Raw genomic sequence first — 13311 nt, 5'->3', positions numbered from 1 at the left:
AATCCGATGGTCCACCCCCTCAGACCTGCTGTGCGCCGAGTCAAGGCGCCAGTGCCCGATTACGTACTGCGCGTTGAGCTGAAGTACATCAAGCCTGCGATTTGGCGCCGAATCATCGTTCCCGGTTCGATCCGGCTGGGCAAGCTGCATGTCGTGCTACTGCTGGCCATGGGCTGGGAGGGCGGGCACCTGCACGAATTCGTCTTCGGCGAAACCAACTATGGTGAACCGGACGACTTCGGGTTCGAGAGCGATCCGCCAATGCTCAATGAAGCACGGGTCACGCTGGCGAAGGCGCTGGGCGGGTTGAAGTCATTCACCTACGTCTACGATTACGGGGACAACTGGCAGCATCGGATCAAGGTCGAGAAGGCGCTGACGCCTGATCCAGACATGCGCCGGCCGCTGTGCCTGGACGGGCAGAATGCGTGTCCACCGGAAGACGTCGGTGGAGTTCCAGGATATGCCGACTTCCTCGAAGCGATCACCGATCCGACGCACGAGGAACACGACCACTTCCTCGAGAGGTGTGGCGGCAGCTTCGATCCCGCCGCTTTCGATCTCGTGCTGACGAATCAGCGGCTCTCAGAGGTCAAGCTCTGATCGTCAAGACGGCCTTAGAGTGACGCTTACGTTTGGACGAAAGTCGGAGAAACTGGCGCGTCAGATCGAACAGCTTGAGCTGCGCCTGGAAGATCTGCAGGCCGACGAAGGTGCCACCGAGGCGGCCACGCCGATCAAGTCCCAGGCAAAAGTCCGAGTCGAGCGCCAGGCGCTGCCGGAGCACCTCGAGCGCGAAGTGCGCGTCTACCTACCCGAGGCAGACGATTGCCCGGCCTGCGGTGGCGACCTCAAGCCGCTGGGCGAAGACGTCTCGGAGCAGCTCGAATACGTGCGAGCGCACTTCCGTGTGATTCGCCACCGCCGCCCCAAGCTCGCTTGTGCGTGCTGCGACACGATTGTGCAGCAGCCGGCACCGAGTCGCCCGATTGAGCGTGGCGTGGCCGGCCCCAATCTGCTCGCACACATTATCACCAGCAAATTCCTCGACCACCAACCGCTGTACCGCCAGCAGGCAATCTATGCCCGTGACGGCGTGGAACTCGAGGCCGGGCAGATGGGGCATTGGCTGGGGCGTGTTTGCTGGTTGCTCGATCCACTGGTAGACGCCGTGCGAGCCTACGCGCTGGGCGGCACCAAGGTCCACGGCGATGACACACCATTACCGGTGTTAGAGCCCGGGCGAGGCAGCACCAAGACCGGCAGGCTCTGGGTGTACGTGCGTGACGACCGGCCGTGCGGCTCGGATGAGGCGCCCGCGGTGTGGTTTGCCTACACGTCGGATCGGCGTGGTGAGCACCCACAGCGACATCTGGCAAGCTTTAGCGGGGTGCTGCAAGCCGATGCGTTTGCCGGTTACGCGCCGCTCTTTGAGGACGGCAGCATCCGCGAAGCGGCGTGCATGGCGCACGCGCGACGCAAGATCTACGACCTGCATGCGGTACGCCCCAGCGCCATTACAGAAGAAGCGCTGCACCGCATCGGCGAGCTATATCGCATAGAAGCCGAAATCCGGGGTAAACCGCCTGATGAACGACGGCAGGTGCGCCAAACTCGGGCGGTACCGCGACTCGAGGCACTGCGACAATGGTACGAGTCGGTATTGCCCATGCTCTCGGCCAAATCCGACACGACCAAAGCGATTCAGTATTCTCTGAACCGCTGGCCTGCACTCGCCTATTACTGCGAGGACGGGCAAGCGGAGATCGACAATCTGATTGCCGAGCGTGCGCTGCGCGGCGTGGCGATTGGCCGCCGCAATTATCTGTTTGCTGGCGCTGATTCGGGCGGTGAGCGTGCTGCGGCGATGTACAGCCTCATCGGTACGGCACGCTTGAACGGCATCAACCCGGAAGCCTACCTCGCCCACGTGCTCGAGCGCATTGCCGATCATCCGGCCAATCGGATCGACGAGTTGCTGCCATGGAATGTGGCGCAGCAACTGCCTGACACCGCCAAGATCGAGCCCATTCGCTAACCGCCATTTACCGGCGCGTCAACAACCCGATCTACGGTACACATCGAGTGCTTACTTTGCTTCTCAACCTCGGCTTCCACCTGTTTGATCGAGGTCGGATTATCTCGCTCAGCAACGTCATTCGTGTACAGATCGGCCTGCCACATTCCTTCATGGAATTTTCCACCGATCTCTGCGAGTCCAGTCGCCGGGTTGATACCCGCTATGCGGTATTGAAAGTCAGAAATCACGAACTTGCGCCACTTCAGTTCTGGAAGCGTGAAACCGGACGTTGTAGTCCGCAATGAAGTCCGGCATGAAGGTGTTGGCCGCCTCCATCGTGCTGATCCCGCGCAGCCTCATCTCCTTGACGAGTCGGTCCTGTAACGTCCTGTTCGTACGCTCGACACGTCCCTTGGCCTGACTGCTGTTCGCACAGATTCCTTCGATGTTGAGTTCAAATAGCGCCCGCGCGAACTGCGTGTGGCCGTCGCCGCCTACGGCGGCTTTCCTGTTGACACGGAAAACCGATGCCTTGTCGCTGTAAAACGCCACGGGCTTGCCGTGACGCTCCAGGTAAGCGCGGGTTGCCTCAAAGTGGCTAAACGTCGATTCCGACGCCACGAAGCGTATTTCCATGATCCGGCTGGTCGCGTCGTCGACGTAGACCAATGCCGTACACGCCAGCGCTCGATTCTCGAACCACCGGTGGTCGCTGCCGTCAATCTGGATCAGCTCGCCCAAGCACGCGCGGCGATTGCGGGGCTGATAAATCTTCGGCGGACGCTGCGCACGTGGCAGCCAGAGCCCACCGGCGATCATTAGCTTTCGCACGGTCTCTTTGGCCAGCGACAGACCGTGAACTTCGCGCAATTTCTCACACGCCAGCGTCGGCCCAAAGTCCGCATAGTTCTCACGAATGATGGCCAACGCAGCCGCCTCGCGCAACGCGGGAAGCCGGTTGTTGCTCGGACGTCCATACCGACGCGAAACCAGGCCCGCCGGCCCGTGTAGTCGATATCGCTCCAATAACCGGCGTATCTGCAGATCCGTTACCTCTAAACGTTGCGCGGCGGCGACCGCCTTCAAGCGCCCCTCGATGACTGCCTGTACGGTCCTCAGACGATCCAGCTCGGTCATCGACATGGTGATCGTCCCAGATGCGTTCATGGCCGGCGCTCCTCAAGCAATGTCGGCCACCAGCTTGAACCTTCAAACACGACATTTCAATTTAGCGCAAACACGACATTTGAACTTTGGACTTACATGCAATATTCGCATAACATAGATTATGTAAAATCCTACTTATGATTTTGCATCGACTGCGGACAGTCAAAACACCCGTGCCCGAGGCAATTCCCCACCCGGCAACAGCGTAACAACGCCAAGATCTGCTCCTTCCTGACGCCTGCTGGCTGCAGGCGTTTTTTTCGTCCGCAATCCGGTAATACACACGGCGGCGCCTTGCGTCCTGAGTGCCGCGACGTGTGTTGCGGATGATCCAATATAAGTTGCGAATTTCCCGAGCGGCTGCCGACTTCTCCGTGTCTGACATGTGCTCCCATTCAAGTGGATCACGTTGGTACATCCACCGACTGTAGCGGGTACGCGATACCGCGAATATGGGCCGAAACCCAAGCGTATTGCCGGACCGATTCCGAGTGCTCCGCCCTTAGGTGTATGTTTTTAACTTCCGAATTTTGCAATGGGTCAACCGATTGGGAACGAGCGAAATCTACAGCCCAAAAAAGAAAGGGGCCGAAGCCCCTGTCAAATCACTTTTGCGTCCGCCGCACTCAACCAACCACTGTGTGCTGGTGAACTGTCAATGGTCCGACGCCATTAGCTGTCAACGCCGGTTTAAATCTGACCCACCGGGGATGCGGCTATTTTCTTGGACTGTTTTACGTCGTTAACCCGAGGCTTTCACGGTACTCGATGGGGCTGAGATAGCCAAGGGAGCCCTTGATCCGCTTTTCGTTGTACCAGCGAATGTAGGCGTTCAGTGCCTCTACGAATTGCACGATGGTCGTCGAACGCCAGTCCCCTGGATAGAACATTTCGGTCTTCAGCCTTCCGAAGAATCCCTCACAGGCCGCATTGTCTGGTGAGCAGGCTTTACGCGACATGGATCGGATCAGATTAGCCTTTGCAACTCGCGATAGCCAGCCAGGCCAACGGTAGTGGCCACCCCGATCGGAATGTACGATCGGCTTCTCATCGTCCTCGGTCACGGTCTCGATAGCCGCATCTAACATGGTATTCACGAGCTCGGCGTCGGGGCTTGTGCCAATCGACCAACTGACTACCATGCCATCGAAGCAGTCGATCATCGGCGATAGATATACCTTCCCGGCCGGGATCTGGAACTCGGAGATATCCGTCAGCCACTTTTCGTTGGGGGCGGTAGCGTGGAAATCGCGATTGATGATGTTATCTGGGGCAGGGCTAATTTCCCCGACATAAGAACGATATCGGCGCCGCTTGGGCCTCGCCGCGTAGAGGCCGCCTTGTTTCATGAGGCGACGCACGACTTTCTCCGATAGAAACACGCGTTGTCTGCTGAGCGCTGCCTGCACCCGACGATAGCCGTAGGATCGGTGATTGTCCTCGAAGATTTCCGCAACGGTACGACGAACTTCGGCATATTTGTCGGCAACCCGCATGGGCGACCGATGGTAGAAATAGGAGCTGCGCGCCAAGTCCAGCTGCTCAAGCAGCTCAGCCAAAACGTACTGCTCTCTCAGGGCGTCAACCAGCGTCGTCTTCTCCCGGTTGCTCAGGAGTTGCAGGTCGACGCCCAGGTCTTTTTTTAGGAGTTCATTCGCCTTCTTCAACAGGTCCTGTTCAAGCTGCAGATTGCGAATTTTGCGCTGGAGCGCTTCGACCTGCCGTTCCAGTTCGTCCCGATCTGTCTCTGCGGGCGAGCCTTTGTCGCGTTTCATGGATGCAGGAGCCTCTCGGCCGAGTAACTGGTTCTTCCAGTTGTACAGCGTCACCCTGTCGACGTCCAGCTTTCGGGCCACCGCCTCTGCACTTCCTTCCCGTGTGCACAGGAGCTATTGTCGAATCTAATGGGATGGACGCCCCCACCCGAAGCGGCATCAATGTGCCAAAGTGGAAGTGTCGAAGCAACCACCTGACCGAGGGGAGCGCCCATCATGAAGATTACGACAGTTGGCATCGATCTGGCGAAGAACGTTTTTGCCGTCCATGGTGTAAATGAGCATGGCCGAACGGTGCTGAAGAAAGTGCTCAAGCGGAATCATGTTGCGGAGTTCTTCGCCAACCTCCCCACCTGCGTGATCGGAATGGAGGCATGCGCCAGCGCGCACTACTGGGCTCGCAAGCTGCAGGCCATGGGGCATACGGTACGACTGATCGCACCGCAGTTCGTCAAACCGTACGTCAAGACAAACAAGAATGACGCGGCGGATGCCGAGGCGATTTGCGAGGCAGTCGCACGGCCGAACATGCGTTTCGTGCCGGTCAAGACCGTTGAGCAGCAATCGGTGTTGTCGCTGCATCGCGTACGCCAGGGTTTCGTGCGGGCGCGCACCGCGCAGGCCAACCAGATCCGTGGACTGCTCGCCGAATTCGGGATCGTTGCTCCCAAGGGAATCGGGCATCTCGAGCGTCAGGTTCCTGAACTGATCGAAGATGCGGAGAACGAACTGACTGGCTCGTTTCGATTGCTCATCCAGCGCCTCATGGACCAACTGAAGGAGCTTGACCGACAGGTCAAGGAGCTCGAGGCGCAGATTCAGGCCTGGCACCGTAGTGACGAAAGGAGTCGACGGCTCGCGCGCGTCCCGGGCATCGGGCCCCTTACCGCGAGCGCGCTCGTTGCGTCTGTCGGCGACGCAAAGAGCTTCAGTAGCGCCCGACAACTTGCGGCGTGGCTCGGTCTGGTACCCCGGCAAAACTCGAGCGGCGGCAAGAACGTGCTGCTGGGCATCAGCAAGCGAGGTGACGTGTATTTGCGAACATTGTTGATCCACGGTGCGCGTTCCCTTCTGCAGGTTGCCAAACGCAAGGAATGCAAAAGCGGCTGGCTACATGGCTTGCTGCAGCGGCGAAACGCAAATGTCGCCGCCGTCGCACTCGCGAACAAGAACGCGCGGATCGTCTGGGCGCTACTGGTCCACGGCCGTGAGTTTCACCCTGATTACCACGCGCCTGCAGCGACTGTTTAACTGTCCGCCGCATGCCCAACCCGTAACTACCAGCAGGTAGCCTACTTCCGATTGCTCAGGCGATCATGACGTGATGGCGAGACAGGTCAGACCGTGGCCGGGAAACTCTGAGTACACCAACGTGCGCACCAGCACGCGAATCTGATGAGAGTCCGGCCAGCGAATTCCATCAGGGACCGCCGGCCTCGCGCCGGGACATCGAAGTCCGGATGCATGGCCGCAATCATTACCTGCCCTCCGTTACAAATGAGAGCTTGGCAAGCCGGGGGCGTCCATGCATGGTGTACGGGGTGCTTTGGGAAATATGAGAAGGCGGTGGCGGTTTAGCTGAGAATGTTGCTTGTCGAAGGCACACCGAGCAAAGCCGGCGCGAGCCGGCCCCGACCACCATGAAGAAGATTACGAAAGAAACGAACGGCAGTAAAGCACAAACGAAGAGCGCGCTCGATGAACTGATCCAGCAAGGCGCGCGGCAGATCATCGAGCAGGCAGTCGAAGCGGAACTGGCGAGCATGCTTGAACAGTACAGCAACGTGAGGTCGATCGACGGTCGGCGTGCCGTGGTGCGCAACGGCTACCTACCAGAGCGCGAAGTCGTCACGGCCATCGGTCCGGTGCCGGTTCGGGTACCGAAGGTGCGTGATCGCTCGGGTTCGGGCATCCGCTTCAATTCGGCGGTCGTGCCGCCGTACGTTCGCAAATCCGCACGCGTGTCGGCCGCACTACCGTGGCTGTACCTGCGAGGCATCTCGACGGGCGACATGAGCGAAGCCATGGGCATCATGCTGGGCGGCCAGGTCAGCGGCCTGTCGCCAAATGTGGTGAGTCGTCTGAAGGCGCAATGGGCCGATGAGCATGCTCAGTGGAATCAGCGTGAGTTGTCGTTGGCGCGCTGGGTGTACTGGTGGGCTGACGGCATTCACACCGGCGTGCGCAGCGACGATTCCGACGGCCAGTGCCTGTTGGTGATCATTGGTGTCAAACCGGACGGAACGAAAGAGCGTGTGGCGATCAGTGACGGGTATCGGGAATCGAAGGCGTCGTGGGCCGAACTGCTGCTCGATCTGAAAAAGCGCGGTCTGCAGTCAGGGCCGCTGCTGGCTTGCGGAGATGGTGCGATGGGATTCTGGGCAGCGATGGAAGAAGTGTTCCCGCAGACCGAGCATCAGCGCTGCTGGTTCCACAAGATGGGCAACGTGCTCAACGCGCTGCCGAAATCGCAGCAGGCCCGCGCCAAAAAGGCGATGCAGGACATTTGGATGGCCGCCACGCGTGCCGAAGCGCTGGTTGCCTTCGATCACTTCGTTGATACCCACTCGGCAAAGTATCCGAAGGTGGTCGAAAAGCTGACGCAAGATCGCGACGAGCTGCTGGCATTTTACGATTTCCCGGCCGAACACTGGCAGCATCTGCGCACGACGAATCCGATTGAATCGACCTTCGCGACGGTGCGTCACCGCACCAAGCGCACGCGCAACTGCGTCTCGCGCGCGACGTTCCTCGGCCTGGCATTCAAGCTGATCGAGTCGGCCGAAGACTCGTGGCGGCGCATCCGCGCCCCCGAAAAGATCGCGACGATGCTTGACGGGATGACGTTCAAGGATGGAGAGCCGGTGACCGACAGCACACCGGCTCAGCAGCCCCTGGCCGCCTAATCTTGCTCACGCCCCGTACACCAGATTTGACTTTAACTCGTGTGCACAGTTCGTACACCGCAGCCTGCTTGGACACCAATGAAGCAGTTGGTCGACCGGCCTTGCCAACCACGCATTTCCTGGTTTCCGGATAGCGCTCGCGAACCCACTCCGTTAGTATCTGGCGACAGGGATAGCCCAATGTCCTGAGGGTGAAGGCGAAGCAGCGCCCGTGGTTGACGTAATGCTCGAGTGCTACGTTCTTCTGTTCTTCTGAGTACTTCGGCTTTACGCGAACATACCCCCTCTGCAGATCGCCAATCTTCTCGAATTCGTTACACCACGCCTTGAGAGAATTCTTCGTCGGGTAACCCAACTGGCGAATGGTCGCTTTGCTGCGCTTCCCGAGTTTCAGGTACAGCTCGACCGCCCGAACGCGTTCTTGGTATGAATACATGGACTACCTTCAAAGTAGTCCAAGATTTTGTCCGCATCCCCGGTGGGTCAGTTTTACATCGGCGCTAACAATTAGCCTTTAATGCCAAGGGTTCAAAAGCGGCACACCTGTTGCCTTGAAGTCATCAGTATTTCGCGATACCACCGTCATGCCGTGTGCAAGTGCTGTAGCGGCAATAATGGCATCGCGTTCGGCCCGGGGATCAGGAACATGTAGGCTTGCGCAGCGTATTGCAACCACCTGGTCAAACGCCAATACTCGCCCTGCGAATTGTGGCAAAACCTGTCCTTCCAGCCACGCTCGCAAGATGCCGCCCTGGGCCTTGTCCCCGCGTTCCTTTTGCCGGACGCCCAGCTCCAGTTCAAGGACCGTGATGGCAGAAATAAACTGTGCGCCCACAGGCTGAGCCGAAGCCCATGCAAGCACGTTCAGATTCGCTCGTTTGGGAACGCGCAACTCAGAGATAACGTTTGTGTCGAGTAAAAACATTAAGACAAATCTGCCTCACGATAAAGACCGCCAACTCGGGGTGCATCAAAGTCAACACCCCCCCCGCCATGCTGGGCTATAGCATCAGCAAGCGAGGTCATACCCCCAGCAAGCTTCCGATATTCATCAATGCTCAGGAGCACATGCGATGGCTTCCCGCGATCGGTAATAAATACCGGGCCGCTAAGTGATGCCCGCTTTGCTTCACTTGCGGACTGATTGAATTCTCGACTGGTCATGGTCAGAGTGCCCACGATACCCTCCTAACACTGAAAATTTGTAGCAATGTTACTACAATTATCGTCGTTTTGCCATGTCTACCCATCAGCCCACATTCCCGGCGGCCATCCAGAACACCCCTATTCCCCGGTTCCAGAATAGCGGTGCGTTGCTCGGATCTGCGCCATGCCGGTCGACGCACTCGTACGCCGCCGCGACAGCCTCGCCTCGCGAAAAGTCGGCCCCCAAATGCGCGTAGGTGACGACGTCGGGCAACGCGATGCCCTTGCTTGTCCGGTAGCGCTTCTTGCTGAATCCCACATCGTGGATAATCTCGCGCACCCCGAGCCCCCGGACAGAGAGCAACGCGCTCTGCGCTCGCTCAGCGAACGACACGTATCGTCCCGAAACAGGTTTCGACATGAATAGGGGCATGCCGCCACCATAATGGAACCGGCGCGAGCCGACCGCGCGAGGTGCGCCTGCGGTTCGCGCGGTGCCTACGGCGTGCGCGGCCTCTCGTGTGTCATGCCGGGTGCAATCCGCCGCCAAGAACGACGCTTGGGCTCGTGTCCCGGCGATGGGGCATGCGACGAATGCGTCGCGGCTCGTCCCGTCAGTGCTTACCGCCGTTTTGCAGTTTACGCCCTGCAACACATCTTTAAATACCAGGGGGGCGCGCGCGCGACCCGTTGAATTCGCCCCATAGGGCTCCGACGATTACCCGAAGCGGCTCAGGCAATGCCGGAGGCCGGCGTCGATGAGACGTCAAGGCAGGGGTTGCGACGGCGCCCCCTTGAACCGTTCTCGGGCGCGTGACAAACCGAGCGGGTGTACAGCGGCCGCTGCGCCACGCGAGCGCACGCCCCGCAAGTGATCACGAAGGACACCGAACCGTTCTCCCATCGACACCGCATTCAGGCAGGGCTTGATCATTTATCGTCAGCGCCCTCCACCGCCCGGCACTTCTCTGACAGAATCGCGGCCTGACATTCCCCCGTCCGGTGGCATACACGCATTCCGACCGTCCTCAAGAAAGCGCGACAGGCGTTGCGCACAGCAGCCGCTAACCCGCGTGCGCTCAAACACGGGAATTGGGTATTTCCTGGGCGCTCGCCGCTTTGGCTTCGCGGACTGACGAAGAAAAAGGAATTTTGAAGATGCTAGGGCTGAGCTCCAACCGTCATGTCTTGCGCCTGTCTCTGGCGCAAGCATTGGCCGGCGCAAACTCGACTGTCGTGTACGCGACGGCCGCTATTGTCGGCAACCTGCTGGCGCCGCAGCCATCGCTGGCAACGCTCCCCATTTCGATCTTCGTACTTGGCATGGCGCTGTCGACGCTGCCGGTCGGCGCGATCATCAAACGCTACGGACGCGTGCCGGCCTTCTTCGTCGGCAACGCTTGCGGTGTCGCCATGGGCTTGCTGGCGGCGTTGGCGCTCGTCATTCATTCTTTCTCGCTGTTCACGTTCGCCATGATTTTTGGCGGCGCATACAACGCGGTGGTGCTGACTTTTCGATTCGCCGCAGCCGAGTGCGTGTCGCCTGCCGATCGTCCGAAAGCGCTTTCGACAGTGCTCGCTGGCGGTGTGCTCGCCGGCGTACTGGGACCGCAATTGGTGACCGGCACGATGAATGTCTGGCCGCCGTACGCCTATGCCGCGACTTATCTGGCGGCGGCGGCAGTCGCCGTGCTGTCAGCCGGGGTGCTGGCAGGTGGGCGGTTCGACTACGCGCCCAAGAGCGCTGCGCGACAGGAAGGTCGCCCGGTATCGGTGTTCCTGCGCGATGCTCGCTTGATCGTGGCCATGCTCTGTGGTGTCGTGACCTACATGCTCATGAATTTCATGATGACGTCGGCACCGCTGGCGATGGAGTTGTGCGGCATTCCCCGCCAGCGCGCCAACGTCGGCATCGAGCTCCATGTCGTGGCGATGTACGCGCCGAGCTTTTTCACCGGGCGCCTGATCTCGCGATTCGGCGCCTATCCTGTCGTGATGGTGGGCCTGGCCCTTACCGCGTGTGCGGCACTCGCCGGTATGGCGGGCGTGTCCGTCGGTCATTTCTGGCTGGCCTTGGTGCTCCTTGGCCTGGGTTGGAATTTCGGTTTCTTGGGTGCGTCGGCAATGGTGTTGACCTGCCACTCGGCGGAAGAAGCGCCGCGTGTCCAATCGATCAATGACTTTGTTGTATTCGGTGCGATGGTGATCGGATCATTCGCGTCCGGCAGCCTGCTGACGTCGATGGGCTGGACGACCGTCACCGGTCTGATGTTGCCGCCGTTGGCCATTGGATTGATCGGCGTGGTGTGGCTTCAGTGGGCCCGCGCGGGCAACAAGAGCCGCGCCTGATCGAGGCCGGGCAAGGCGAGAGGGTTTTTCCATCGATGTTGCATAGGTCATCTCATTGCGAAGGCGGCCGGCGAAAGGAAATGTCGGTACGGTGTGCGGGGCCGGCGATCACACCTTTGATGCTGCCGCGTGCGACGAATGGAACGGCCCCGTCGGCCCCTTTGCAGCAACACCCCAAGAGGCGGGACCGGGGCCCGGTGCCGGACTCGCGCCGGCAAGTCCGGTAATGCGGACCCGATAACCCGCGAGCGGATCGCATTGGCCGTGACGACGTGCCGCGACGGCTGCCTCCGCGGGCATGCCAAGAAGGTCGTGGCGTTCGGTGCCACGCGCGAAACAGCGGTTGCGGCACGGGGGGGGGCGCGAGCGCACCGAACGCCGGCAAAACAGCGGCAAAACATCGGCAGTCGCCGGCAACCCCTACGCCCGTGTGACTTGCTTCACGGTGCGTGTGCATAAGCCTTGGCCGTGCCTCGTTTTCACGTACGCCATCGCGCTGACCGTGGCCGACCCGGTCGCGCTTGACCCCCTCGTGCAGTGCGCGGTGTGCCGCCTGTCATCGGCGCTCTCGATTCGACTGCCGTCCCCCTCGACGCTGGTTCGCGACGCGCGCTCGGACGTCCGGGGAAAACCGGGTGACCTTCTTGTTCATGGCGCCCTTCTCTCACGCGTCGGGGCTTCCACAAAATCCGGGGCGGTTCGGTTTGCCACGCCGGATGAGGTCGTGGGTGTCACCTCATACGGGCGCATTGGCGTGCCACCGGGCGTCACGCGCTGCACTCGTCAACGCGGGGCGCTCAATCCGGGTTTGGCGGATCGGGTAACAGCATCCAATGGGTCACCCGAACGGGCCGGTCCGAGACAGTCCTGTCAACGCTTCTGCAGGTGATCGTCCAAACGGATTTGTCACGCCAGTAGGTCGCAATGTCAACAAACCCGGGTTCGCCGTCCGCCAATAGCGTCGAGTCGTTGACGATCACCAGTGCGGTCACCCGTGCTGTGGTCGGCGAAAGTTCTGGCAAGTGTTCAGCAACCGAAATCCAACCTTTGCAGGTCATGAGGCAACCTCTAGGAGCAAGGAAAGTTCACTACATGTCGTAATGCTTCGGGTGATCCTAGCATGCCGCGTGTCAGATAAGGGAAGATCATTGCGACGGCAGGGGCGGGACGCGAGGGGACTGACGCCCTCGCCCTCTCGCCGCTCAGACTTTGCCCGCGACGCTCGCCATGAAGTCGCTGCCCGGTGAAACGGGGTGCGCACCGAAGCTTGAATTTAACGAGGAGAACGGTCGGTTTGATCTGACCAAGGTCTGTCGGGGTTCAGGGGTTCAATCGGTTCGGCGGCGTATTGCGGCGAACGTGACGGGCTGTGTCGGATGAGCGTGAGCGGGGCTTGTGCGGCGGTGGCCCGGTCAATCCGGACACGGCATCGCACGACTGAAACCGCGGGGCGCCGGAGCGGGTGAAGCGACCTACGCATCTTACCGCGTGCACGCCATGCGGTTGCCGACAACGATTAGGCGCCCGGCCCATCGTCGCGCGGTCCATCGTCGCGCGGTCCCGATGCGGGGCGCTCGACGAATTCGCTTTCCCGGGCGAACGGCGTTTTTGCGCCGGTGTTCGTCGCGGATCGTCACGCGCGCGAGCGCCATATCGGTACCCGCCCGGACGCCGGAGGCGCTCACGGATTTTCCCTCCACCCCGGGTGCGCGAGGTTTTGCCCATGCCCCCGGCACCCTGCAAGGGTGGCGAACGCCAATGCCTGCGAACGGGCGGTGGCACGGCGCCCGGTGAGAACGCCCGCTTTTGCGAGTCACGCCGCGCCGGCGGCGGCCGCGCCCGGCGGCCGCCGGGAACAAACGGGAGCGCGAAGTCGCGTGGTCGATAAACGCCCCGGGGGAACATCGGTGCGAAGCGGCGCGGGTCCGCAGTGCGGCACCGCCGCGCG

The 13311-nt window shown here is 60.6% G+C and carries 9 protein-coding genes and 4 pseudogenes; 5 read left to right on the top strand and 8 right to left on the bottom strand.

The window, feature by feature from the left end:
* The first annotated feature begins 6 nt into the window (after window positions 1-6).
* Both MB84_RS25905 and tnpC read left to right on the top strand, forming a co-directional pair.
* Window positions 7-603: a plasmid pRiA4b ORF-3 family protein gene (locus MB84_RS25905; protein WP_046290070.1), complete on the top strand. Its 597-nt coding sequence runs from the start codon at window positions 7-9 to the stop codon at window positions 601-603.
* 25 nt (window positions 604-628) lie between these two features.
* A pseudogene (gene tnpC, locus MB84_RS25900) lies at window positions 629-2038 on the top strand (IS66 family transposase); the annotation flags it as partial.
* Here the strand turns inward: tnpC and MB84_RS30240 are convergent.
* The 3 genes and pseudogenes from MB84_RS30240 to MB84_RS25890 all read right to left on the bottom strand — a co-directional run.
* Window positions 2035-2268 carry a hypothetical protein gene (locus MB84_RS30240; protein ID WP_157123020.1) on the bottom strand — a complete coding sequence of 78 codons (234 nt, stop codon included), beginning with the start codon at window positions 2266-2268 and terminating at the stop codon, window positions 2035-2037. The pseudogene tnpC and the gene MB84_RS30240 overlap by 4 nt on opposite strands.
* 31 nt (window positions 2269-2299) lie before the next feature.
* A pseudogene (locus MB84_RS25895) lies at window positions 2300-3187 on the bottom strand (ISNCY family transposase); the annotation flags it as partial.
* A gap of 734 nt (window positions 3188-3921) precedes the next feature.
* Window positions 3922-5073, bottom strand: a pseudogene (locus tag MB84_RS25890) (IS3 family transposase); the annotation flags it as partial.
* 105 nt (window positions 5074-5178) lie between these two features.
* Here MB84_RS25890 and MB84_RS25885 point away from each other — a divergent pair.
* Window positions 5179-6213 (top strand): IS110 family RNA-guided transposase, encoded by a 1035-nt coding sequence (locus tag MB84_RS25885; RefSeq protein ID WP_046291684.1) that lies wholly within the window; start codon window positions 5179-5181, stop codon window positions 6211-6213.
* Between the two features lie 389 nt (window positions 6214-6602).
* A complete protein-coding gene (locus MB84_RS25880) occupies window positions 6603-7868 on the top strand; it encodes an IS256 family transposase (protein ID WP_046290067.1) in 1266 nt (421 codons plus the stop codon).
* A 37-nt stretch (window positions 7869-7905) separates the two neighbouring features.
* Here MB84_RS25880 and MB84_RS30235 read toward each other — a convergent pair.
* The 4 genes and pseudogenes from MB84_RS30235 to MB84_RS25870 form a co-directional block, all read right to left on the bottom strand.
* Window positions 7906-8304, bottom strand: a pseudogene (locus MB84_RS30235) (IS3 family transposase); the annotation flags it as partial.
* 78 nt (window positions 8305-8382) lie between these two features.
* On the bottom strand, window positions 8383-8793 hold the full coding sequence (locus MB84_RS25875; RefSeq protein ID WP_052654592.1) for a type II toxin-antitoxin system VapC family toxin: 411 nt from the start codon (window positions 8791-8793) through the stop codon (window positions 8383-8385).
* Window positions 8793-9032, bottom strand: a complete 240-nt coding sequence (locus tag MB84_RS29380) for a type II toxin-antitoxin system prevent-host-death family antitoxin (protein WP_084010158.1) — start codon at window positions 9030-9032, stop codon at window positions 8793-8795. Before MB84_RS29380 ends, MB84_RS25875 begins: the two co-directional genes overlap by 1 nt.
* Before the next feature lie 85 nt (window positions 9033-9117).
* Complete coding sequence (locus MB84_RS25870; protein ID WP_245725616.1) at window positions 9118-9435, bottom strand: hypothetical protein; 318 nt, start codon at window positions 9433-9435, stop codon at window positions 9118-9120.
* Between the two features lie 737 nt (window positions 9436-10172).
* Here MB84_RS25870 and MB84_RS25865 point away from each other — a divergent pair.
* Complete coding sequence (locus MB84_RS25865) at window positions 10173-11363, top strand: MFS transporter (protein WP_052654589.1); 1191 nt, start codon at window positions 10173-10175, stop codon at window positions 11361-11363.
* A 797-nt stretch (window positions 11364-12160) separates the two neighbouring features.
* Here the strand turns inward: MB84_RS25865 and MB84_RS29375 are convergent.
* Complete coding sequence (locus tag MB84_RS29375) at window positions 12161-12421, bottom strand: DUF551 domain-containing protein (protein ID WP_084010120.1); 261 nt, start codon at window positions 12419-12421, stop codon at window positions 12161-12163.
* Window positions 12422-13311: the final 890 nt, after the last annotated feature.

Source organism: Pandoraea oxalativorans (genome assembly GCF_000972785.3).
Classification (GTDB): domain Bacteria; phylum Pseudomonadota; class Gammaproteobacteria; order Burkholderiales; family Burkholderiaceae; genus Pandoraea; species Pandoraea oxalativorans.
This window is presented reverse-complemented; position numbering and strand designations above follow the sequence as displayed.

Coding starts and splice junctions, on each gene's coding strand:
- MB84_RS25905 (WP_046290070.1), top strand. CDS start 7: ATGGTCCACCCCCTCAGACCTGCTGTGCGCCGAGTCAAGGCGCCAGTG.
- MB84_RS25885 (WP_046291684.1), top strand. CDS start 5,179: ATGAAGATTACGACAGTTGGCATCGATCTGGCGAAGAACGTTTTTGCC.
- MB84_RS25880 (WP_046290067.1), top strand. CDS start 6,603: ATGAAGAAGATTACGAAAGAAACGAACGGCAGTAAAGCACAAACGAAG.
- MB84_RS25875 (WP_052654592.1), bottom strand. CDS start 8,793: ATGTTTTTACTCGACACAAACGTTATCTCTGAGTTGCGCGTTCCCAAA.
- MB84_RS29380 (WP_084010158.1), bottom strand. CDS start 9,032: ATGACCAGTCGAGAATTCAATCAGTCCGCAAGTGAAGCAAAGCGGGCA.
- MB84_RS25870 (WP_245725616.1), bottom strand. CDS start 9,435: ATGTCGAAACCTGTTTCGGGACGATACGTGTCGTTCGCTGAGCGAGCG.
- MB84_RS25865 (WP_052654589.1), top strand. CDS start 10,173: ATGCTAGGGCTGAGCTCCAACCGTCATGTCTTGCGCCTGTCTCTGGCG.
- MB84_RS29375 (WP_084010120.1), bottom strand. CDS start 12,421: ATGACCTGCAAAGGTTGGATTTCGGTTGCTGAACACTTGCCAGAACTT.